General features: G+C 63.2%; 22 protein-coding genes and 1 pseudogene. 16 read left to right on the forward strand and 7 right to left on the reverse strand.

Going from position 1 to position 20236, the window contains the following annotated elements:
* Positions 1-76: 76 nt before the first annotated feature.
* The 4 genes from ACH2EI_RS00695 to ACH2EI_RS00710 form a co-directional block, all read right to left on the reverse strand.
* Positions 77-532, reverse strand: a complete 456-nt coding sequence (locus ACH2EI_RS00695; RefSeq protein WP_395155759.1) for an alpha/beta hydrolase-fold protein — start codon at positions 530-532, stop codon at positions 77-79.
* Positions 533-803: 271 nt separating this feature from the next.
* On the reverse strand, positions 804-1541 hold the full coding sequence (locus ACH2EI_RS00700) for a glucosamine-6-phosphate deaminase (protein WP_395155757.1): 738 nt from the start codon (positions 1539-1541) through the stop codon (positions 804-806).
* A 4-nt stretch (positions 1542-1545) separates the two neighbouring features.
* Positions 1546-2577, reverse strand: coding sequence for an iron-containing alcohol dehydrogenase (locus ACH2EI_RS00705; protein WP_395155755.1), 1032 nt, complete (start codon positions 2575-2577; stop codon positions 1546-1548).
* On the reverse strand, positions 2574-3416 hold the full coding sequence (locus ACH2EI_RS00710; RefSeq protein WP_395155753.1) for a PIG-L deacetylase family protein: 843 nt from the start codon (positions 3414-3416) through the stop codon (positions 2574-2576). Before ACH2EI_RS00710 ends, ACH2EI_RS00705 begins: the two co-directional genes overlap by 4 nt.
* A 137-nt stretch (positions 3417-3553) precedes the next feature.
* On the opposite strand from ACH2EI_RS00710, the gene ACH2EI_RS00715 reads away from it, so the two are divergent.
* From ACH2EI_RS00715 to ACH2EI_RS00750, 8 genes are all read left to right on the forward strand, one after another.
* A complete protein-coding gene (locus ACH2EI_RS00715; RefSeq protein ID WP_395158840.1) occupies positions 3554-4903 on the forward strand; it encodes an ABC transporter substrate-binding protein in 1350 nt (449 codons plus the stop codon).
* Between the two features lie 187 nt (positions 4904-5090).
* Positions 5091-5906 carry a carbohydrate ABC transporter permease gene (locus tag ACH2EI_RS00720; protein WP_395155749.1) on the forward strand — a complete coding sequence of 272 codons (816 nt, stop codon included), beginning with the start codon at positions 5091-5093 and terminating at the stop codon, positions 5904-5906.
* Positions 5903-6742: a carbohydrate ABC transporter permease gene (locus ACH2EI_RS00725; protein WP_395155747.1), complete on the forward strand. Its 840-nt coding sequence runs from the start codon at positions 5903-5905 to the stop codon at positions 6740-6742. The genes ACH2EI_RS00720 and ACH2EI_RS00725 overlap by 4 nt, the downstream gene beginning before the upstream one ends.
* A gap of 3 nt (positions 6743-6745) precedes the next feature.
* Positions 6746-8044 (forward strand): ROK family transcriptional regulator, encoded by a 1299-nt coding sequence (locus ACH2EI_RS00730; RefSeq protein ID WP_395155745.1) that lies wholly within the window; start codon positions 6746-6748, stop codon positions 8042-8044.
* 31 nt (positions 8045-8075) lie between these two features.
* Positions 8076-9305, forward strand: coding sequence for a DegT/DnrJ/EryC1/StrS family aminotransferase (locus tag ACH2EI_RS00735; protein WP_395158842.1), 1230 nt, complete (start codon positions 8076-8078; stop codon positions 9303-9305).
* The gene (locus tag ACH2EI_RS00740; protein ID WP_395155742.1) at positions 9302-10354 is read left to right on the forward strand and encodes an iron-containing alcohol dehydrogenase; all 1053 of its coding nucleotides are present in this window, start codon (positions 9302-9304) and stop codon (positions 10352-10354) included. Before ACH2EI_RS00735 ends, ACH2EI_RS00740 begins: the two co-directional genes overlap by 4 nt.
* Complete coding sequence (locus tag ACH2EI_RS00745) at positions 10354-11556, forward strand: ABC transporter ATP-binding protein (RefSeq protein ID WP_395155741.1); 1203 nt, start codon at positions 10354-10356, stop codon at positions 11554-11556. The genes ACH2EI_RS00740 and ACH2EI_RS00745 overlap by 1 nt, the downstream gene beginning before the upstream one ends.
* Positions 11553-12521 (forward strand): Gfo/Idh/MocA family protein, encoded by a 969-nt coding sequence (locus ACH2EI_RS00750; RefSeq protein WP_395155739.1) that lies wholly within the window; start codon positions 11553-11555, stop codon positions 12519-12521. Before ACH2EI_RS00745 ends, ACH2EI_RS00750 begins: the two co-directional genes overlap by 4 nt.
* Before the next feature lie 244 nt (positions 12522-12765).
* Here the strand turns inward: ACH2EI_RS00750 and ACH2EI_RS00755 are convergent, their stop codons facing one another.
* The 3 genes from ACH2EI_RS00755 to ACH2EI_RS00765 all read right to left on the reverse strand — a co-directional run bounded on the left by ACH2EI_RS00755 (position 12766) and on the right by ACH2EI_RS00765 (position 14722).
* Positions 12766-13164 carry a VOC family protein gene (locus ACH2EI_RS00755; protein WP_395155737.1) on the reverse strand — a complete coding sequence of 133 codons (399 nt, stop codon included), beginning with the start codon at positions 13162-13164 and terminating at the stop codon, positions 12766-12768.
* Between the two features lie 98 nt (positions 13165-13262).
* Positions 13263-14027 carry a class I SAM-dependent methyltransferase gene (locus ACH2EI_RS00760; protein ID WP_395158844.1) on the reverse strand — a complete coding sequence of 255 codons (765 nt, stop codon included), beginning with the start codon at positions 14025-14027 and terminating at the stop codon, positions 13263-13265.
* Positions 14024-14722 (reverse strand): uridine kinase, encoded by a 699-nt coding sequence (locus ACH2EI_RS00765; protein WP_395158845.1) that lies wholly within the window; start codon positions 14720-14722, stop codon positions 14024-14026. The genes ACH2EI_RS00760 and ACH2EI_RS00765 overlap by 4 nt, the downstream gene beginning before the upstream one ends.
* Before the next feature lie 389 nt (positions 14723-15111).
* Between ACH2EI_RS00765 and ACH2EI_RS00770 the strand changes: the two genes are divergently transcribed.
* The 8 genes and pseudogenes from ACH2EI_RS00770 to ACH2EI_RS00805 all read left to right on the forward strand — a co-directional run.
* Entirely contained in the window at positions 15112-15954 is an 843-nt protein-coding gene (locus ACH2EI_RS00770; protein ID WP_395158847.1) for a tyrosine-type recombinase/integrase, read from the forward strand.
* A gap of 262 nt (positions 15955-16216) precedes the next feature.
* Positions 16217-16540: a helix-turn-helix transcriptional regulator gene (locus ACH2EI_RS00775; protein ID WP_395155729.1), complete on the forward strand. Its 324-nt coding sequence runs from the start codon at positions 16217-16219 to the stop codon at positions 16538-16540.
* The gene (locus tag ACH2EI_RS00780) at positions 16530-17759 is read left to right on the forward strand and encodes a type II toxin-antitoxin system HipA family toxin (protein WP_395155727.1); all 1230 of its coding nucleotides are present in this window, start codon (positions 16530-16532) and stop codon (positions 17757-17759) included. Before ACH2EI_RS00775 ends, ACH2EI_RS00780 begins: the two co-directional genes overlap by 11 nt.
* A gap of 273 nt (positions 17760-18032) precedes the next feature.
* Entirely contained in the window at positions 18033-18176 is a 144-nt protein-coding gene (locus ACH2EI_RS00785; protein ID WP_395155725.1) for a hypothetical protein, read from the forward strand.
* Positions 18177-18181: 5 nt separating this feature from the next.
* The gene (locus tag ACH2EI_RS00790) at positions 18182-18679 is read left to right on the forward strand and encodes a YbaY family lipoprotein (RefSeq protein ID WP_395158849.1); all 498 of its coding nucleotides are present in this window, start codon (positions 18182-18184) and stop codon (positions 18677-18679) included.
* 232 nt (positions 18680-18911) lie between these two features.
* Positions 18912-19064 carry a hypothetical protein gene (locus tag ACH2EI_RS00795; RefSeq protein WP_395158851.1) on the forward strand — a complete coding sequence of 51 codons (153 nt, stop codon included), beginning with the start codon at positions 18912-18914 and terminating at the stop codon, positions 19062-19064.
* Positions 19061-19930, forward strand: a complete 870-nt coding sequence (locus ACH2EI_RS00800) for a TrmH family RNA methyltransferase (RefSeq protein ID WP_395158853.1) — start codon at positions 19061-19063, stop codon at positions 19928-19930. Before ACH2EI_RS00795 ends, ACH2EI_RS00800 begins: the two co-directional genes overlap by 4 nt.
* Before the next feature lie 181 nt (positions 19931-20111).
* A pseudogene (locus tag ACH2EI_RS00805) lies at positions 20112-20236 on the forward strand (ferrochelatase); the annotation flags it as partial.

Consider the following 20236-nt stretch of genomic DNA (forward strand, 5'->3'; position numbering starts at 1 on the left):
GCCCGTGACGTGCGTCACGGGTTGATCGGGGCAGCCGCACGAACCACACGCGATCGCGTAATGCAACAGTGCCGTTTCATCTCGCCCCCTCCAGAACGTCTTCGAAGAACAGCAAGCTGTGTTCGATCCGCTCGGCCCACGCCTCCCAGGTGTGATCGCCGTCGAACTCCTCGTAGCGGTGGGTGACGCCGCGCTCGTCGAGCGCAGCATGGAGGTCGCGGTTGGCGGCGACGAGCGGGTCGCTCCGGCCGCAGTCGATCGAGCGGCGGGATGGCTGCCGTGCAGGCGTCGAAGGAGGCGAGCAGGTCACGCTCGCCGGGCGCGAGGCCGGCCTCGTCACCGACGGTGAACGCGGCGAGCTGGTCAAGGTTGGTGATCGCCGAGTGCATGGCAATACCCGCCGGGCGCGACGGATGACGCAGACCGAGTCGAGCCGCGCCAAGCCGCCCATTGAGTTGCCGGCGAGGAAGATCGGCGACGCGTCATCGACTGCGTCGACGAGTTCTCCGACGCAGTCGATGACGTCGCTCATCACCCAAGCCTCGAGTCCGCGTCCGGGTGGGGCAGGTATGCGGTCCCCTCGCCGGCCAACCTGTCGCTCGGGGCCGCCAGCACCATCGGGCGGACGCAGCCGTCGGCGACGAGCCGATCGAGCCGGCCCACGATTCGTGTGGTGACCGGGGACGTTGGGTACAGACAAAACCATCGTGCGGTCACCCTCTTGCGACTGCTTGTGAATGCTCGCACCTTGCGTAGCTCGCCGCCTGCGTTGCCGAACTGAGGGAAAATGACTCGTCACGAGTTCAACGGCTGCGTGAAGGAGTCGCTTGCAGTGCAGAGTCATCGGTGACCACGGTGGCGTGCTGGTGCGTCCAGAGCGCTGATGCCGGGAAATCGGTCGTCGGTTGTGCCGTTCGTAGTCGTCCGACCGCCGCTGACTTGCGTTCGCCGGTTGCGATCATGATTAGCTCCTCGGCTCGGAGGATGGTTCGGATCCCTTGGGTGAGTGCTTGCCGAGGCACTCCGGACGAGGACTCGAACGAGGATGCGTTGTCATGTCTTGTGATCTCACTTAAATGAGCAGTGTGGGTACCGAGGTCCCAAGACGTGCCCGGTTCGTTGAATGCGATGTGGCCGTTGCGGCCGATTCCGAGGATCTGGACGTCAACTCCTCCGAGGGCCTCGATGGTCGAGTCGAAATCCCGGCAGGCTGCTACGAGGTCATCGGCAAAGACGTGTGGGCAATGCACATTCTCCGCTGCGATGCCCAGCGGTTTCGCGAACTGGCGCATGATCGTGCTCTGAAATGATCGGGGGTCATCCGGCTCGAGTCCCACGTACTCATCGAGCAACACGAGTTGACAGTGACTGAGGTCGACGAGGCGCGACTGTTGGCGCTCGATAAGCATGTTGTACAGCAGGAGCGGAGAGTTCCCCGTCGCCACACCGATCACGAGCGCACCATTGCTGACGACTCGTGTGATGCGGTCGGCGACCCAACTCGCCACCTCGTCGGGTGTGCGGAGACGTTCGAATCGCACGGGTCTAAACGATTTGCAGCGCGCGACGTGCGGTTTCCAGCACCGCATCGTTGACCACAAGGCCGTTGGCGACCGAGTACCACAACTGTTGTTCCTCGACGAACGAGGGCAGCCGCCGCAGACTGGCTTCGACTTCGTCCCATGTCACCCCGAGGTCGGTGATGTTCGAGCGCATAGCGGATGAATCCACGATCCGCCGTGCGCGTTCGGGGTCGTTGCCCTGGACCGCGGACATGATCAGGACCCCGAGCGCAACCAGCTCGCCGTGCATGATCGTGCGTCCCGTGACCTCTTCGAAGCTGTACGCAAAGAAGTGTTCGCTGCCCTCCTCGAAGCGGGCGTGTTGCAGCTCGTGGCATCGCCATCCGATGTCGCGATGGCACTCCATCAGACGTCGGAGGCCTTCCTCTTCGCCGGTTGCGAGGAGCGGCGCGAGCGATTCGAGCTCGTCGAGGTAGACGAGCGACATTGCGGCCGCATTGTCATCCCACGGTGCGTCGCGGCCTGCTGCTGCGCCGAGCGCCCAGTCGTGGCGCGCTGTATGGCACGACAACACGTCACCGATTCCGCCTCGCACGAGCGCGGGCGGCGCATGGTCGAACAGGTCGAAGTCGACCAGCACGAGCTCGGGAACTGCATCGCCTTCGTAGCGCACGCCTCCCAAGTCGCGTAATGCTGTCATGCGAGTGAAGCAAGCGTTCACCGACGGGAGTGACGGCACTTGATAGAGCGCAATGCCGGTGCTCCAACCGATCCACTTGGCGGTGTCCATCGCGCTCCCGCCGCCCAAACCGATGATCGCGTGGATCGGTTCCGTGGTATGCATCTGGGTCACGTTCGCGACGAGCTCATCGAGATGCTCGGGGGAGAGATCACCTGCGTCGATGACCGAGCAGGGATCATGATCGAGCTGAGGGCGAAGAACCGCCCACGGTTCGGGATGGTGAACGATCACGTAGCGGCCCAGCCGCCCGACCAAGTCGCGGACGATGCCGCGTCCGTACTCGGTGTTGAACCCGTTGGCCGTCAGCGTCATTGTCTGATTCCCTTCGCATCGAGGAGTGCGTGCATCCCGCCAAACGTCACGGTGCGGAATTCCTCGGCGGCCGCGAGGCCGTGGAACGCGCCGGCGCGTTCGGCGCCGGCGCGGACGAAGTCGGGGAGCACTGAGTCGACCCGCGCGTCAGCGAGCGCGTCGTCGACCGTCGGGATGGTCCATCCGCCCGTGCGGGCTTGCAGCTGCAGCTGATTGAAGTAGTTGAGCATCATCGTGCGATGACAGCAAGCGGCTTCGATCTTGCGGTCGAGTGTCGCCGAGATGTCGACGACGTCGGTCACATCCATGACTCGGCGGCCGAAGTACCACCGTTCAAAGCAGCCGTGCGGTTTGAGGCCGTCGTCGAAGTGCTCTGGATGGTGAAGATCGAACTGGCTGGTCCAGAACGATTCGTCTGCGGCTCGGGCGACCGCCACGTGGTCGAGGTTGTCCTCGCCGTACATCGCGTATGGGTCGAACGAGACGAGCGCATACGGCCGGTATGTTCGCACCGCGTGAATGAACCGTTCGCGCAACGCAACCGAACTGACGTCGCCGAGGGTGTCGGTCGGGAGGCCAAGATTGACCAATTCGGCGACGCCGAGGACGTCGAGGGCGGAAGTGAGCTCTTTCTGGTTCGCCTCGACAGTTGCAGACTCAGTCGAATCGACTGAGTCCCATCGATCATCGGTGGCGCGTACCACGATCACCTTCCAGTTGGCGGCAGACCAAGCAGCGACTGTGCCACCGATGAACAACGCTACGTCGTCGGCGTGAGCAACGACGATGAGCACGGGGCGGCCGCCCCCATCTTCGATTGGTCGGATCAGTGCTGCCATGAACCTCAACGTAGACCACTTCGCCAATTAGGTCAACACCGTTGACTTAATTTGGTGATCGGCGTATGGTCGGTCTTGCGTTCCTCAGGGGATGGGCGCGGCGACTGCGGTCGTCTTTCATTGATCTAGGAGAGAACATGCGCAGACGGCAACCCACCCATCAATTCGTCGCAATCTGCATCGCAGTCGCCCTCGGCATCGCTGCGACTGGATGTGGCAGCGACGGCGACACCGCCGACGCGCCCGCCGACGGGGGCGCGCCGGCGGAAACGACAGACGACAGCGGAGGGGCCGGTGAGTGCGGCGCGGCGGGTGATGCCGGGTCGATCGATGTGTTCCTGATTCCGAGCCCGTCGTCCACCTCGATTCAATCTTTCATTCCGGCCTTCGAAGCAGAGACCTGCATCGAGGTCAACGTGTCCGAGACGCCATACGGTGAAGCGCATCAGAAGCAGCTGCTCGCCTATGAGCAAGGCGACGGGCAGTTCGACGTGGCTCAGTTCGACAACACCTACCTCGCAGCCTTTGGTGCGGCCGAGGCGATGACACCGCTCGACGACTACCTGGCCGACAGTGCCGCATACGACATTGGCGATTTCACGGCCGGCCAGCAGGACTACGGCAAGTACGCGGGCCAGACTTTGGGTTTAACATTGTCGACCGAGCCGATGATCCAGTGGTTCCGCACGGACCTCTACGATGAACTCGGCCTTGAGCCGGCGGCGACGTGGGAGGAGTACTACGACAACGCGAAGGTCATCAGCGACGCCGGAGAAGCCGATGGCACGATCATGGGCTTCGGTTCAAGCGCTTCGTGGTGGTGGATGACCCTGGTGTGGAGCTTCGGTGGCCAATTGTACGACGAGGACCTCAACCCGACGGTCAATTCACCCGAGGCTGTCGCGGCAACCGAGTACTTCAAGTCGTTGCTCGACGTCGCTCCAGACGGCGCGATCAGCGCCAATGGTGACGACGTGACGTTCAAGTTCCTATCGGAACCGATCGGATCGATGGTCCAGTACTCCGGCTACTACGGGTTCGTCGACGACCCGGCCGCAAACGAGTTCCCCGGCGCAATCGGGACGGCCCTGATGCCGCTGGGCGAGGCTGACATCACTCACCTCGCTGGGTGGAATATCGGTGTTCCCGCCGATTCAAAGAACGCTGACCTCGGTTGGAAGTTCCTCGAATACGTCCTCGGCAAGGACAACGCCAAGGCGTACCTTGAATCGGGAGCCGCCGCGATCGGTCGCACGTCGATCACCTCGGATCCTGCGCTGGTGGAGCGGTTCCCGTACCTGGAACTGCTGTCGATTCCGGACTCGAGCCGTATCGAGCGGTACCCCCAGCTGAAGGTGTGGCCAGAGATGGACGTAACGATCGTGCAGGAGATCACCAACATCCTGACCGGTGAGAACGACGTGCAAACTGGCCTAGACAAACTCAACGACGCCCTTGGGCCGATCCTGGCAGCAGAGAACTCCTGAGCGAGCGACCAGACGTCGGGATGACGCTGTCGTCCCGACGTCTGGCAGTCTGCAACGAACCATGACATCCACCACTGTTGAACCCACCGCGCCCTCGGCCCGGTCAGCGCGACAACCTGACCGGGCCGTGGAGCGAGCGGGGCGACGCCGACGCAGGTCGGCTGCGCTACTGACACTGCCGTCTTGGGTGTTGTTGATCGGCCTATTTGCCGTTCCAATCGGCGTGGGCGTTTACCTGTCATTCCGAAGCGACAAGATTGGCAGCTTCGTTCCCGGACAATTCGTCGGGCTCGACAACTACGAACGAGACGTCTTCAACGACATCTTCGTCGAGGCGCTATACACAACGTTGCTGATCACGCTCATCGCATTGCTGATCCAGATCCCGGTCGGCATGGGGCTCGCCGTGGTGCTGCACCAGAACCTGCGAGGGACGCAACTGTTCCGCAGCATCTTCCTCCTGCCGATGCTGCTCACGCCGATCGCAGTCGGCTTGATGTGGCGGTTCATGTTCGACATCGATCTCGGCGTCATCAACTTCCTGCTCGAAGAGGCACATCTGTCGCGGATCGGATGGCTCGGCGAGAAGTGGGCGGCGCGCATGGCCGTCGTGCTCGTCGACAGTTGGCAGACGATTCCCTTCGTCATGCTGATGACTCTCGCCGGCTTGTCGGCCCTCCCGGAAGCACCAATGGAAGCCGCACGCGTCGACGGCGCGACGCCAGTCAAAGCCTTCCTATTCGTCACGCTACCGATGCTGCGCCCAGTGCTGTATATCACCTTGATGATACGCGTCGTCGACAGCCTGAAACTGTTCGACATCATCTTTATCCTGACCCGCGGTGGTCCTGGAAGGTCGACACAAACGCTCGGCTTGTTGTCCTACAACACGGGCTTCAACTTCCTCCAAACGGGGCGTGCCGCCGCAATCGGCGTCGCTGTAGCGGTCATCACGTTGCCGGTCTACTTCCTCTGGCTCCGCGCCCAGAAGGCTGCCCAATGAGCACACCGCTGCGCAGCCGTCTTGCCGTCGTCGCGAGCTACGTGATATTGATCGGGGCTCTGCTGACGGCGCTGTTCCCCCTGTTCTGGATCTTCTCGACAAGCATCAAGAGTCGAGTCGACGCGTTCGCCAACCCGCCTCGATTTGTGTCGTTCGAGCCGACGGCCAAGAACTATCGACAATTGCTGGGCGACGACAACTTCACCCGGATCGTCTGGAACACGATCCAGATCACCGTCGCCTCGACGCTGCTTTGCACCACGATCGCGGCCTTCGCCGCGTATGCGCTTGCCCGCCACCGCCGGTTTCCCGGCCGACGACCGTTCGAGGCGACGCTGATCCTCGTGCGAGCCCTACCCGGGATCATCTTGATGGTCCCGATGTTCCAGGTCGTGACACGACTTGGTCTCTACGACAACAAGCTCGCACTCATCGTGATCTACGCGACCCTGAACATGCCGTTCGCCGTGTGGCTGCTCACCGGCTTCATGGACCAGGTACCCGTCGAGGTCGAGGAAAGTGCCCGGACCGATGGTGCAGGCCGGATTCGCCTGTTCGTCTTCATCATCTTGCCCCTCGCGCTTCCAGGTCTGGCCGCCACGACGATCTTCGTTGGGCTGCTGTCGTGGAATGAGTTCCTCGTTCCCGCAATACTCGCTGGCGAAGACTCGAAGACCCTGCCCGTCTACATCTCCGGCTTCGTGTCGGCACGAACCCTTGATTGGGGCCCGCTCGCCGCAGCAAGCTGCCTAGCGATCATTCCCATAGCGCTGTTCACCGCACTGATACAGCGTCAACTCGTCAGTGGACTCAGCTCCGGCGCCGTCAAGGAATAACGAATGAAACCAAACAGCAGAACGACCGCTCCGTCGAAAGAAGCCGCGACCACCCGGCACGAACTCGTGCGACGCGCCAACAGCCAACAAGTCTTCGACGCGATCGTCGCACGCAGCCCCGTCTCTCGCGTTGACATCGCCGCAAACACCAGGCTGTCGAAACCAACGGTGCTCGGCATTGTCAACGTTCTCGAAGCGCAAGGCCTGGTCCGTTCGTCGACACCGAGCACCGGTGCGGTCGGACGCGCTCCAGCGCTCTATGAACCGGACCCCACAGCCGGATACGTCCTCGGCGTCGACCTCGGCGGCTCAAAGGTCTGTGTCGCCGTCGCCGACCTCGACGGCACGATGCTCGGTGTCAAGGAAGAGCCGACCACCCGCGGAGGCGCTGACGCCCTCCTCGATCAGCTCAATCGTCTCCTGCGAGCGACCGTACGCGACAGTCCAGCGAGCTGGAAAAAGGTGCTCGCGGTGACAATCGGTAGCCCCGGTGTGGCCGATGCCAATGGCAAGGTGAGCCTCGCATCAAACGTCGTCGGCCTCGACACGTTGGCGCTCGGCCCCGAGCTGAGGAGGCGCTTGCGGAAGCGGGTCGCCGTGGAAAACGACGTGAACCTCGCGGCGCTCGGTGAACTGGCCGCCGGTGTCGCCAAGGACTGCCACACGTTCGTTGTCCTATCGGTCGGGACTGGCATCGGTCTGGGCATCGTCCTCGACCGCAAGCTCGTACGCGGCGCGCACGGAGCAGCCGGTGAAATCTCATACCTCCCGATCGGTGCCAACCCGCGCGATCCCAAATCACAGGTGCGTGGAACACTCGAAATCGCCGCCTCCGGTTCCGCGGTCAGGCGTTTGTTGGCCGACGAACTCGCTTCCGGCGCACATCGCGATGGCGCAAGCATCGGCCTCGACAGCGACAGCACAGCACGCGAGATCTACGACGCCGCCGCAACCGGCAATCCAATCGCCAAAATCGTCGTCGGTCGCCATGCAGACGTGCTCGCCGAGGCCATTCTGGCCGTCTCAGCGATGATCGATCCCGAGGTCGTGGTGCTCGCCGGCGGAATCGGGTCCAACGACGTCCTCTTGGAACCGCTCCGCGAAGCGGTGGCCATCGTGTCGCCGTTTCCGATCAGGGTGGAATCCACGCTGCTCGGCGCTCGCGCCGGCGTCATCGGCGCCATCGCCCACGCCCAGGGCGATGCGTGGGACACCCTGCACTCAATGCTCGCCATCCACCGGAACTCGACGATGCCTGACCCCGTCGACAGCGTTCCCCGATCGGGCGTGCTCGCCCGATGACCAGCCAAACGATTCCGAAGGAGGACCAGACATGAACACACTCGCAATCAACGGCGGACCCCCGGTGCGTACAACGCCGTATAAGACGTGGCCCCACCACGACGACGCCGAACGCAAGTTGCTGTCCGAAGTACTTGAGAGCGACCGATGGTGGTCGAGCCAAGGCACCAAGGTGCACGAATTCGAACGACGCTGGGGCGAGTTCCACGGCACCGACCGCGCCGTGGCCGTGACCAACGGATCGCACGCGATCGACGTGGCGCTCCTGGCCCTCGGCATCGGCGCAGGCGACGAAGTCATCGTGCCCGCATGGACCTTCTTCGCCACGGCGGCGGCCGTGCTGATGGTCAACGCGATTCCTGTACTCGTCGACGTGGATCCAGCGACCGGATGCATCGACCCCACCGCCGCCGAAGCGGCGATCACGGATCGAACAGCGGCGATCATCGCCGTCCACATCGCCGGGCACCCCGCCGACATGGATCGGCTCACTGCTCTTTGTCAGCAGCGTGGCATCGCGCTGGTCGAAGACTGCGCCCATGCGCACGGTTCGCGCTGGAACGGGCAGATTGTCGGGACATTCGGTGACGCCGGGACGTACTCCTTCCAAGCCTCCAAGCTGATGACCGGGGGCGAGGGCGGTGCAATCGTCTCGAAACGCACCGATGTACTCGAACGGGCACGCTCGTACGGAGACTGCGGACGTCAGCCCGGTGAATGGTTCTACGCCCACTTCGCGCTCGGCGGGAACTATCGGATGTCGGAATGGCAAGGCGCAGTATTGCTGGCGCAGCTCGATCGATTCGAAGACCAAGCGCGCACGCGAGACGCCAACTCTGAGCTGCTCAACGAACAGTTGGCCCGCATCCCCGGCGTTCACCCGCAGGCGCGCGATCCGCGGTGCGACCGGCAGGGCAACTACTGCTACGTCGTACGGATCGAAGCCGACGAATTCGGCGCAGACCGCGAATCGGTTCGCCTGGCACTGGGCGCGGAGGGCATCCCCCTGACAATGTCGTACCCACCGATCCACCGGCTCGATGTCTTCCGCGAACCGCATGGGTTCGCACCTCGATGGCGCAGTCGCGACGGCATGCAGGACTTCGCCCAACTCTCGTTACCGACGACGGAACGACTCGCCGACACCACTTTGTGGTTCACGACCGCAGTGTTGATGGGGACGCGCGAGGACGCGCTCGACGTCGTCGCGGCGGTCGAGAAGGTCCAATCCCACGCCGACGAACTGCGATCGAATCGATGAACGCAACCCAAAACACAACGATCGGTGAGCCCTTTGAATGCGTCGAGCGGGCTGCCGCACAGGTGCTCGCAGAAATCGGCCCCTACACCGCTGTCGTCAACGATCCGCCATGGTCTCGCCTCGCTCCGGGCGCGCCGCCACCAAAACACCTCGTTGCCGCAGCGAACATGGACGTCAAACACCTCGACACTCTCGTCGCTCCGATCCTTGGAACCGGGTCGGAAGTCGTGGTCGGCATCGGCGGTGGCACCGCCCTCGACACCGCGAAGTACGTGGCCTGGAAATGCGACCTGCCACTCATTCAAATCCCTACGATCACATCGGTCGACGCTGGGTTCACCGAGGCGATCGGGGTGCGGATCGACGGCAACGTCCACTACGTGGGAACCGTCGTTCCCCAGCAGGTGGTACTCGACCTCGAGTTGATCGGGTCGGCACCCAAACGGCTGAACCGCGCCGGGATCGGCGACATTCTCTCGTGCCACACCGGACTCCACGACTGGCGTGCCGCCGTCGACGCCGGCCACTCTCCTGACTGGAACGAAGCATTAGCGGCCCTCGGCGCGGAACTACTCGCAGAACTCGACGATGCGATCGACGACATCGCCGATGTCAACCCCGCGGGCATCCGCTTCCTCGCCGACGCCTACCGGCGCATCGGCGCCGCGTGCGCCGCCGCCGGACACAGCCGATTCGAAGAAGGCTCGGAGCACTTCTGGGCATACGCCTACGAGCACAAAACTGGCGCGCATCACGTGCACGGCGAACTCATTGCGTTCGCAACCGTCGCCGTCGCGCACGTGCAGCGCAACGGCGCCGAGTTCGCGTCTCGCCTCGTCACGCGGAGCAAAGCGGTCGCCCACCCCGCCGATCTCGGCATCGAACGCGAGGTCTTCATCAAGACCCTGGTCGGGCTTCGTGACTATGCGCGAGGCCAAAACCTCGACATCGGAGTCGCCGACCTTCACGAGATCACGCCGCAAGCGGCTGGTGACGCGTGGGCGTTCGTCTCCACGCTGCCGCGCCGCAACAAGAAGGCGGTCGACTGATGGCCACCGTCTCGTTCGACGCAGTCGAGAAGCAGTTCGAAGACGGAACCGTCGCCGTCGACAACCTCGACTTGGAGATCGTCGACGGCGAATTCATGGTGCTCGTCGGTCCGTCCGGATGCGGCAAGACAACATCACTGCGAATGGTCGCAGGGCTCGAGGATCCCACCGGTGGAAGAATATCCATCGGCGATCGAGTCGTCAACGATGTGGTGACCAGGAATCGCGACATCGCCATGGTGTTCCAAAGCTACGCGCTATATCCGCACATGACGGTCTTGGACAACATCGCGTTCGGCCTACGAATGCATGGCGTCGGCAAGTCGGAGCGTCGGCGACGCGCTCATGACGTCGCCGAGATTCTCGAGATCACCGAACTGGCCGATCGTCGGCCCAAGCAGCTCTCCGGTGGGCAACGCCAACGCGTCGCGATGGGCCGGGCGATCATTCGCCAGCCAAAGGCATTCCTGATGGACGAACCTTTGTCCAACCTCGATGCCAAACTCCGCGTCCAGATGCGCAGCGAGATCGCTCGAATCCAACGACGGGTCGGCACGACCACGCTCTATGTCACCCATGACCAGACCGAGGCACTGACGATGGGCGATCGCGTCGCCGTGATGCGCCGCGGGGTGCTGCAACAGGTTGACACCCCCAAAGTGCTGTACGACACCCCAGCGAACCTCTTCGTGGCAGGCTTCATCGGCTCACCCGCAATGAACCTGATCGAGGCCGAGGTAGCGATTGTTGGCGACAACCTCACGCTGAGAGTGGGACCCGACACCCTCGATCTCGGCCCCGAGTATCTCCGGCTCCACCCAACGGTCGCCGAGTACGATGGCGCGACACTGGCCTGCGGAATCAGACCAGAGGATCTGGAGGACGCCGCCATCGACACCGGAGCTCCACCCGATCGGCGGCTCACGGTCGACGTCGAACTCGTCGAAGAGCTCGGCTCCGACCTCATGGTTCATGCTACGCTGCGCGCCAACCGCGTCGCAACCGAAGAACTTCGCGAGATCGAAGCCGACGCCACCGGCCGAGCAGCTGACGCCCCGGGCGCGGCGGGCTCGCGCTCAGGAGTGCTCGTTGCTCGGTGCTCGGCGCGTAGCGTGATCGCCGAGAACAGCGTCGCTCAACTCACCGTCGACACCCCACGGATTCACCTGTTCGACCTTGGAACGGGAGTCGCGTTGACATGACCTTTCGCATCGCGGTCATCGGATACGGGTTCATCGCCGGCATGCACGTCGAAGCAGCGCGCCTACTCCCCGACCAGATTGACGTCGTCGGAGTGGCAGGTCACGACGAAGTTCGCGCTGACGAATTCGCGACCAAATGGGACATCGAGACTGCAGGAACGGACTGGCAGGCGCTCTGCACCCGTCCAGACATCGACCTCATCATCGTGGCCACCCCCAACTCGCTCCACGGGGAGCAAACTTCGTACGCACTCAGCCATGGCAAACACGTCCTCGTTGAGAAGCCGATGGCAATGTCAACAATCGTCGCCCAGCAGATGATCGACCTCGCCGAGGCGAACGGTCTAATTCTGGCGGTCGGACACATGTGGCGCTACCACCCCGACGTCACCACGCTGCGAGACCGCATCGCTGCGGGAGAATTCGGACGGATCGTCCGCACCCACGGCTGGGGTGTCCACGCAGGATGGGGGCCGTCCGGATGGTTCACCGACCCCAAGCTTGCCGGCGGCGGCGCGCTGATCGACATGGGCATCCACGCCATCGACACCGCCCGGTACCTTCTCGGCGATCCCGAACCCACTCGCGTAACCGCCAGCATAGGCACCGGCGAACACAGCGATTACGCCGTCGACGACGACGGGTTGGTCATCATCGACTGGAGCAATGGCGCTCGATCGCTGGTCGAATTCGGCTGGTGGCAACCCCGCCTCGACGGCCTCGAGGCAGATACGCAGGTGTACGGGACCGCCGGCGCAGCGCGGATCTGGACGCCCCCGCCTGCGCCAGATGACTACGTTCACTGCGCCCCACCGATGTACGCCGCACAGCTTGCAGACGTGGCAGCAGCGTGCGCTGGCGGTCCGCTCCCGATCGCATCGGCCGAGGTCGGCCTCACGGCACTACACATCGTCGAACAGGCCTACGAGTCAGCCAACACCGCCATCGGCGAACCCAACCGCTGAAACGACGACCTGTGCCTACGCGCCTTCGAGATTGAGCGATCTCAGTCGCGCCCCAGGACAGCCACTGAGGCGGATCGAGTCGAACTCACAGAGCCCATAGCGTCCGGCTTCAACAGAACCGGGACCCGAGCCATATCTACACGTATCCGCTCGGGCAGGTACTCGATAACGCTCGTCGGCGATCGGAGAACCCGCTCTTCGCTGCTGGTTCCCGATCGGGCTCAGCCGTCGCACGCCGGTGTCGCTACGAGAGATCAGAGTCGTCACGCGATCGGTTCTTCTCCTTGTCGGCGAGCGAACGCAGGACGCAGAACTCGTTGCCCTCCGGGTCGGCCATGACCACCCACGTAGCGTCCACCTGCCCGATGTCGATTCGTTGCGCTCCGAGCCCCTCCAGCCGCCGTACTTCGGTCTGCTGTTCACCATCCGGGCGGAGATCGAAGTGAACGCGATTCTTGGATGTCTTCTCGCCGTGAGCCGGCATTAGACCAAGCTGTCGACCGGATCCGTCTCGTGCGACAAGCATGTGGCCGCCGGATGGACCTGTCCCCACACAATCGAGGTCGAGAGCTTCGCACCAGAAGGAAGTCATCGCTTCGAGGTCGACACAGTCAATCAGGATCCATTCGATGGTGAGCGGCATACGACCATCTTCGCAGCCACGCCGACGCGTCCCCTCGGCAGTATCCGTTGAGGTTCACGGTCGGCGTCGGCGCACCGTGCGCACGCGCTTCTTGTTCTTCAGTGCTGGCTCGGTGACGCGATCACGATGAACTCTCGGGACGGGCGGTCGGGGGCGTCGCGTACCTCGTCGATCACGAATCCAGCTCGTGACAGCGACGAGTCGAGTTCGTCGAGGGTTCGGAACCGCAGAGTCGAGTTCGACTCGATGACTGCTGCGGTGTCGAGGAAGTGGAACGTCCAACGGAACGCGACGAGTGACGGATCGACTGACGTGAGTTCCACCCAGCTCTCAACGGCACCAGACCTGGTCTCCTTGACCGTGAGCGACCTCTCGCGAGTCCATTCCTCCCACCCTCGAAACGCCGGGTCGCGTGTTTCGAACACGAGGCGACCATTGACGTCGAGAGCGTCGTTCGCTGCCGTCAACGCCGCCGCCCACGAGTCGTCAGAGAGGAAGACTTGCGCGACGTTGCCAGTCATGACGACCACGTCGACGCCAAGGCGAGGAGCGTTCTGTGCTGAGCCCAGTAGCCAGCTCACAGACTGGGCGCCGGGCTTCGAACGTGCGACGTCGAGCGACGCGGCTGCGGGATCGAGTCCGGTGACGTGGAATCCTCGCTGCGCAAGGCGGCACGCAAGGGCCCCGGTTCCACAGCCAATGTCGAGCAAACTCGACGCGCCCAGTTCAGCGATGATCGTCTCGTAGAAATCGAGGTCGTCACGGTCACCGTCGAGATCGTCGTAGATCTCGGCCAGACAGGGATCGGCAAAGATCAGGTCAGGGTCCGTCCTCGGTATTGACGGATCTTCCGAGCCACTCATGTGACGAACCGGTCGTCAACACCGAGGATCAGGTCGAAACAATCGGGTGGCATGACCGAGCCGAAGTAGTGGTCCTCGGCAGCAGACCATCGCGCCTCCCAGTCCGAGCGGTACTCGGCACCATCGCGCTCCAGCAGTTGACGCCGCCGAACGTCGGTCGGCACCTCGAGCAGCACCCGCAGGTCGAGCAGATCGTGGAGCTCCGGTCGAGCGCTGTATGCGCCCTCGAGCACCACGACCGACGCAATGACCGACCGGCTCGGCTCCGTCCGCAGTGGCACGTCGTCGGAGTCCCAGTCATCGGCATCCCAGTCGAACGGCCGCCACGAGCCCACACCCTTCGAACGCAGCTGGGACAGGAGCCGATACTGACGGCGCCAATCAATCACCCGGTCCGCCCGCTCGGCAACCGGACGCGAGTCCCAGGTCTGGGCGCTCCCACCGGCATAGAACTGGTCACCCTCAATCACTGTCACCATTGGGTCCAACGATCCCGACAGGCTCAGTGCGTCGACCACAGCCTCACTCAAGCTCGACTTGCCCGAACCGCTGCGCCCATCGATCGCCACGAAGACCGGCGAGCCGACCGCAAGGTCACGACGGAGGCGGTCGATCAACGGCCCAGCGATCTGAGCCGGAGAGGGTCGATCACCGCCCAGATCTTCGCTCCCTGGCCGCTCGGTCTCGTTCCCCACGACATCATCATGGCCTCAGCACCATCCGAGCACGCGTCCGATTCGCTTCGTGAAGCCCGGGCCTCGGCGACCGACACGTCGGTTGGGGGCGAATATTGACGGTCCTCCCTCACTCCCCAGACTGCGCCAGATCTACACTTCTTCCGCATCCCGAGGCACATAATGCTCGACCTGCTAATCGTCGAGGGGAGCCATCTACCGCCAGATCAAGGGTGTCCCCGAACGCCTATTTGAGGCTGTTCGTGTACGGGTGATCACGGGCGCGGGTTCGTCAGACGGGTGACGGTCGCTACCTCGTTCGCAGCCGCTGTTTATCTGTGGTCTGAGTCGGGGCACCGTCGCGCACCGAGGAGTGTTCTGCTGTTCTCCCATCAACCAGGAGGACAACCGTGAAGGCAAGTGACGCGACAACCACAGTGATCGACCTTGCAGATGCAACCACGCCGTTCGACGAGGCGCAGCTGGCTGCTGCTGCGTTCTTGGCCCGCTGTTCGGGCCGCACCCTCGACGCCTACCGTCATGATCTGAGATCGTTCTTCCAATGGGCGACCGACACCGGTCTCGAGGTGCTCGCTGCGACGCGACCGCACATCGAGATATTCCGGGCCGCAATGGAGCAACACGGACTTGCTGCATCGACAATCGATCGGCGCCTCTCAACAGTGTGCGGCTACTACCGGTTCGCGCACATCGACGGCCGCATCCCGGCAAACCCGGCCCAATACGTGCGACGTCCCAAGGTTCAGCCGAGCGAAGGCCGCGGGATGGATCGCGGTGAGCTTGGCACGTTTTTGTTCACTGCTGAACGTTTCGATCATGCCCATGCCGCCCTCGCGGTGTTGCTCGGTCTCAACGGGCTGCGGGTGTCCGAAGCATGCACAACCAATATCGAAGATCTCGGATTCGAACGCGGTCATCGCACACTCCACATTGTGGGTAAAGGCAACAAACCAGCGACCATCCCGCTCGTACCGCGCACGGCGAGAACAATCGACCTCGCGATCGGTGAGCGCCACGAAGGTCCAATCCTGCGGCGTCGCGACGGTCAGCGACTCGATCGGCGCACCGCTCATCGTTGGGTGCGCTCGATTGGCAAACGAGCCGGCCTCGAAGGAGTGCATCCTCACGTGTTGAGCGCCGGGTTCATCATGGCTGCTCTCGACGCCGGTATCCCGCTCCGCGACGTGCAAATCGCTGCCCGCCACGCCGACCCGAGAACTACCACGATCTAGGACCGGCGACGGCAGAACTTCGACCGACACGCCGCCTACGTTGTTGTCGCCTTCGTCGCCGGAAGCTGGCCCAACGGTCCACCCCCTCGCGGCACTTCGGGGATGGTGGCCGGTGGGATGGGTTGCCGCCGTTGCCGACGGTGGAGGAGGATGTGTATGCGGCTGCGGTCGAGCACGCTGATCTGTCGTTGGAAGACCCCTACGTCTGACCATTCGGATAGCAGAGTGTCCATAGGCATCATCTGTGGCTATTCTACTATCCATGTCTCGTTCTCACCTGCCGCTTGCCAAAGAGGCTGTCGCCGCGCTCGGCGCGTTGATCGCTGTGCGCCGCCGGGAACTCAAGTTCACTGCGACCGAGTTCGCCGAACGTGTCGGGGTGACCCGAGTGACGCTCCGGAAGATCGAGCAAGGCGATCCGTCCGTAGCCGTTGGCACCGTGTTCACTGCTGCGGTCGTGGCCGGCATCCCGTTGTTTGGGGCTGACGATCGACGCGATCTTGCTGCGGTACGCGGCGAGATCGGACGACTGCTCACGTTACTTCCGTCGCGCGTCGATCGAGGTCCGGTGGACAATGACTTCTGATCCGGTGTTCGTGTGGGTGTGGCTGCCCGGCGAGATCGAGCCGGTTGTGGCTGGACGACTGGACCCCGGTCAGGCGACGAGTTTCGTATACGCCCGCTCGTACATGGAACGCTCCAGTTCGATTGCGTTGGCGCCAGAACTTCCGCTGGGTGACGGCCGGATCATGCCAGCTGCCGGGTTGACGATCCCTGGTTGCATTCTGGATGGTGCACCGGATTCGTGGGGGAAGCGTGTGATCCTCCACCGACGTTCGGGGGCGAGCACTCGTGGCCTGGACACGGCCGAGCTCGACGAGTTCACGTATCTGCTCGAGTCGGGCAGCAACCGGATCGGGGCGTTGGATTTCCAGGCGTCGTCGGCGGAGTATGTGTCGCGGATGGGCGGGAACGCTTCGATCGCTGACCTGATGTCTGCTGCGGACATGGTCGCGGCCGGGGAGAAGTTGCCGGAGGCGTTGGATCAGGCGTTGTTGCACGGGTCGTCAGTTGGTGGAGCGCGGCCGAAGGCGACGTTGTTCAACCCTGAGACGAGCAGGCAAGTGATCGCGAAGTTTTCGTCCTCGACGGACCATTATCCGGTGGTGAAGGCGGAGGGTGTCGCGATGCGTCTCGCCGAGATGGCTGGTGTGGCGACGGCTGGCACTGAGGTTGTTGAGGTGATGGGCCGGGACGTGTTGCTGGTGGATCGGTTCGACCGCGGCGAGGGTGACACGCGCCGGATGATGGTGTCGTTGCTGACGATGTTGGAGTTGGACGAGATGGCTGCTCGTCATGCGACGTATCACGAGTTCGCCGATCTGATCCGCACGAGATTCACCGATCCGGAGGTGACGCTGGCCGAGGTGTTTCGGCGGATCGTGGTGAACATCGCTGTGTCGAACACTGATGATCACGCACGGAATCATGCGGCGTTCTGGGACGGCCGGATGCTGTCGTTGACGCCGGCGTACGACGTGTGCCCGCAGTTGCGGTCGGGTGGCTACACGGAGCAGGCGATGGCGATCGGTCGTGACGGAGCGAAGGCCGCCGAGTTCTCGACGTGCGTGGCCGCGGCCGACGTGTTTCTGCTCGATCGGGCCGAGGCGACTGTGATCGTCGATGAGGTGGTCAATGCTGTCAGGTCGGGTTGGTCGGAGGCTGTCGAACACGCTCGGTTGACGGACGATCAGGCGGAGTTGATGTGGGAGCGGCAGGTGTTGAACCCGGCGGTGTTCCACTAGCTCTGACCGGCGGTAGGTGGCCGGGCTTCTGCCTGCTATGTGTGACGAGTACCAGTCTTTGCCGTTGACAGATCAACAGGTACCCGTTGAGTTCGGACCCAGCGCCGAGCGCGGCGTCCCCTATCGCCGGATCGAGGCCACTGCGAGGTGTCCCACAACGCCTACTCAAGGACGCGCCGGAAGGCACGCGAATCACCAGGTCGAGGCGCCCATAGCGACATCGTCGGAGGGCACCTCAGCCCGCTCGTGATCCGGCATCATGCAGGCAATCGGATGCTCGATAACGCTCGGCCGGTCGACGGAGTCAGGTTGGTCCAGGCGTCGGCCGGTTACTCCACCGGCTACTCCACCACGCCGTTGAGCGATGGAGCAACATCTCGTCGAACCGGGAACCGCGAGGCGCTGTCGAGCGTCTGACTGTGATGAACAGAACACTTGCCGTTACTGCCGTCATTGCGGCAATCAACGTGATCACCGCCGGATGCGGTTCGTCCGACGATGGCGCCTTGACCACCAGCAACACCATGGCCCAGACAGACGTTGAGGCCAACGGTGCCGAGACGGACGATGCGTCTGCCTCCATCCGTATCACTGGGGAGGTCGCCTATGCCGACGGGTCCGAACAGACTGCCGAGTCGACGTTGACGGTCACCTTGGCCGACACCTCGTTGCACGACGTCGCGTACGTCGTGATCGGCGAAATGACGATCGACCTCGTTGCAGGTGGCCAGCTTCCGGTTGCCTTCGAACTCGATGCCGACACGTCTGGCGTTGAGGAGCAGGGGATGTTCTCATTGTTCGCATCGGTCAACGCCCCGAATGGTGATCTCCTCTGGACGAACGACACCGACTACGCCATCGACATCACCCAAACCGATGTCGACTTCGGAACGCTGACGCTCGTCGCCGCTGTCGGCTGACGCCACCCAGCGGGGGCGCGGATTGTGGAAAGGAGGCCATTGCGAGGGCAGCGGCTACAACGACAGAAATGGGGATTGATCATGTTGCTGTTCCAAAGGATGATGCGAGTCACTCGAGCAGGCCCGCCGCAACGGCTCAAATGGGTTGCCGATGGTGGCCTCAGCCGACATGATCTCGGTGCTGAGTCTTGAAGAGCGAACAAAACGCCGCAACGGCAGCGACACTGACGCCATGAGTGACCTGTGGGACGAAACTGACGACCGCGATGTCTCACCGATCTGCACGACGTGCGGAGTGAGCGCGCTTCCACCTGAGGTGCCGGGCGAGCCATCGATGTGCGAGAACCCCAACTGCTCAGAATTCGGCGAGCTGATGGCTCGATGACGACGGACCGAACCGCTGCATCGTCGAGTAACGAGGTCGGCCGAGTCGCGGGTGTCACGTACATCGTTGACCCTGGCGATCCGCGTCTCGACGATTATCGCGAACTGAACAGCATCGCGGTTCGTGCCGAGATGGAACGCGACGAGTATTTCATGGGCGAGGGATATGTCCCGGTCGACCGGATGCTCGACTCGGGGCATCGCATGCGTTCGGTTCTGCTCCATCCAAAACGTCTCAAGCGTTTCATTCCGACGATGTCTCGGCCTGAGATGGCTGGGGTGCCGGTCTATGTCGCCGAGCAAGCAGTCCTTGCTGAGGTCGTTGGCTTCAACATGGACCGGTGTTGCCTTGCGTCGGCCTTCCGCGCCCCCATGCCGACCGTTGCTGAGTTAGCGAGCAGGTGCCGGCGGTTGGTCGTGCTCGAAGCGCTCAACGACGATCAGAATGTGGGTGCAATCGCCCGGGCCTCGCGTGCGTTTGGCATCGACGGCATGGTCATCAGCCCAACCTGCAACGATCCGTATCAGCGGCGCACGGTCAGAGTGAGCATGGGCGAGATCCTGCACGTCCCGGTCGCCCGGGCAGGCGCCGAGGATTGGCCGGGTGCCCTGCACACCCTTCGCGACGCAGGCTTCGAGACCTGGGCCCTGACTCCCGATGTCGACGCAGTCGATCTCTGGGACATGGAGGTTCCGGATCGGGTCGCAGCCGTGCTTGGCGCGGAAGGCCATGGCCTGGAGCCCAAGACGATGGAAGCGTCGACGCATCGCGTTCGGATTTCGATCTCGGCCAACGTCGACTCGCTCAACGTAGGCCACGCTGCTGCGGTGACCTTCGCAGTGATCGGTCGCCCGGCACGGGCCTGATCCAGATCGGCGACATCCGTCAGGAACCCACCGTCCCCCGACATCACCCCCCGACATCACCCCCCGACAACAATGCTCGAGAATTCGTGTCGCAACACAGCCCGATGCGGTGTCCAAGGGCGATCGTGTTGGGCCGCCACAACCACAGGATTCCTCTGAGCTCCACCCGGTCGCAGTCTCGATTGCTGTGCATAATGAATCGGTGTACGACGCACTTTGTCTTTTGAGTTTTGGTGGCCCGAATGGGCCTGACGATGTGATGCCGTTTCTTCGCAATGTCACTGCTGGGCGCAACGTGCCCGACGA

Origin of the sequence: Ilumatobacter sp. (genome assembly GCF_041688325.1) — a bacterium.
Classification (GTDB): domain Bacteria; phylum Actinomycetota; class Acidimicrobiia; order Acidimicrobiales; family Ilumatobacteraceae; genus Ilumatobacter_A.

Coding starts and splice junctions, on each gene's coding strand:
- ACH2EI_RS00730 (WP_395155745.1), top strand. CDS start 6,746: ATGAAACCAAACAGCAGAACGACCGCTCCGTCGAAAGAAGCCGCGACC.
- ACH2EI_RS00725 (WP_395155747.1), top strand. CDS start 5,903: ATGAGCACACCGCTGCGCAGCCGTCTTGCCGTCGTCGCGAGCTACGTG.
- ACH2EI_RS00795 (WP_395158851.1), top strand. CDS start 18,912: ATGAGTGACCTGTGGGACGAAACTGACGACCGCGATGTCTCACCGATC.
- ACH2EI_RS00800 (WP_395158853.1), top strand. CDS start 19,061: ATGACGACGGACCGAACCGCTGCATCGTCGAGTAACGAGGTCGGCCGA.
- ACH2EI_RS00790 (WP_395158849.1), top strand. CDS start 18,182: ATGAACAGAACACTTGCCGTTACTGCCGTCATTGCGGCAATCAACGTG.
- ACH2EI_RS00775 (WP_395155729.1), top strand. CDS start 16,217: ATGTCTCGTTCTCACCTGCCGCTTGCCAAAGAGGCTGTCGCCGCGCTC.
- ACH2EI_RS00715 (WP_395158840.1), top strand. CDS start 3,554: ATGCGCAGACGGCAACCCACCCATCAATTCGTCGCAATCTGCATCGCA.
- ACH2EI_RS00710 (WP_395155753.1), bottom strand. CDS start 3,416: ATGGCAGCACTGATCCGACCAATCGAAGATGGGGGCGGCCGCCCCGTG.
- ACH2EI_RS00735 (WP_395158842.1), top strand. CDS start 8,076: ATGAACACACTCGCAATCAACGGCGGACCCCCGGTGCGTACAACGCCG.
- ACH2EI_RS00785 (WP_395155725.1), top strand. CDS start 18,033: ATGCTCGATAACGCTCGGCCGGTCGACGGAGTCAGGTTGGTCCAGGCG.
- ACH2EI_RS00740 (WP_395155742.1), top strand. CDS start 9,302: ATGAACGCAACCCAAAACACAACGATCGGTGAGCCCTTTGAATGCGTC.
- ACH2EI_RS00780 (WP_395155727.1), top strand. CDS start 16,530: ATGACTTCTGATCCGGTGTTCGTGTGGGTGTGGCTGCCCGGCGAGATC.
- ACH2EI_RS00760 (WP_395158844.1), bottom strand. CDS start 14,027: ATGAGTGGCTCGGAAGATCCGTCAATACCGAGGACGGACCCTGACCTG.
- ACH2EI_RS00755 (WP_395155737.1), bottom strand. CDS start 13,164: ATGCCGCTCACCATCGAATGGATCCTGATTGACTGTGTCGACCTCGAA.
- ACH2EI_RS00745 (WP_395155741.1), top strand. CDS start 10,354: ATGGCCACCGTCTCGTTCGACGCAGTCGAGAAGCAGTTCGAAGACGGA.
- ACH2EI_RS00705 (WP_395155755.1), bottom strand. CDS start 2,577: ATGACGCTGACGGCCAACGGGTTCAACACCGAGTACGGACGCGGCATC.
- ACH2EI_RS00695 (WP_395155759.1), bottom strand. CDS start 532: ATGAGCGACGTCATCGACTGCGTCGGAGAACTCGTCGACGCAGTCGAT.
- ACH2EI_RS00750 (WP_395155739.1), top strand. CDS start 11,553: ATGACCTTTCGCATCGCGGTCATCGGATACGGGTTCATCGCCGGCATG.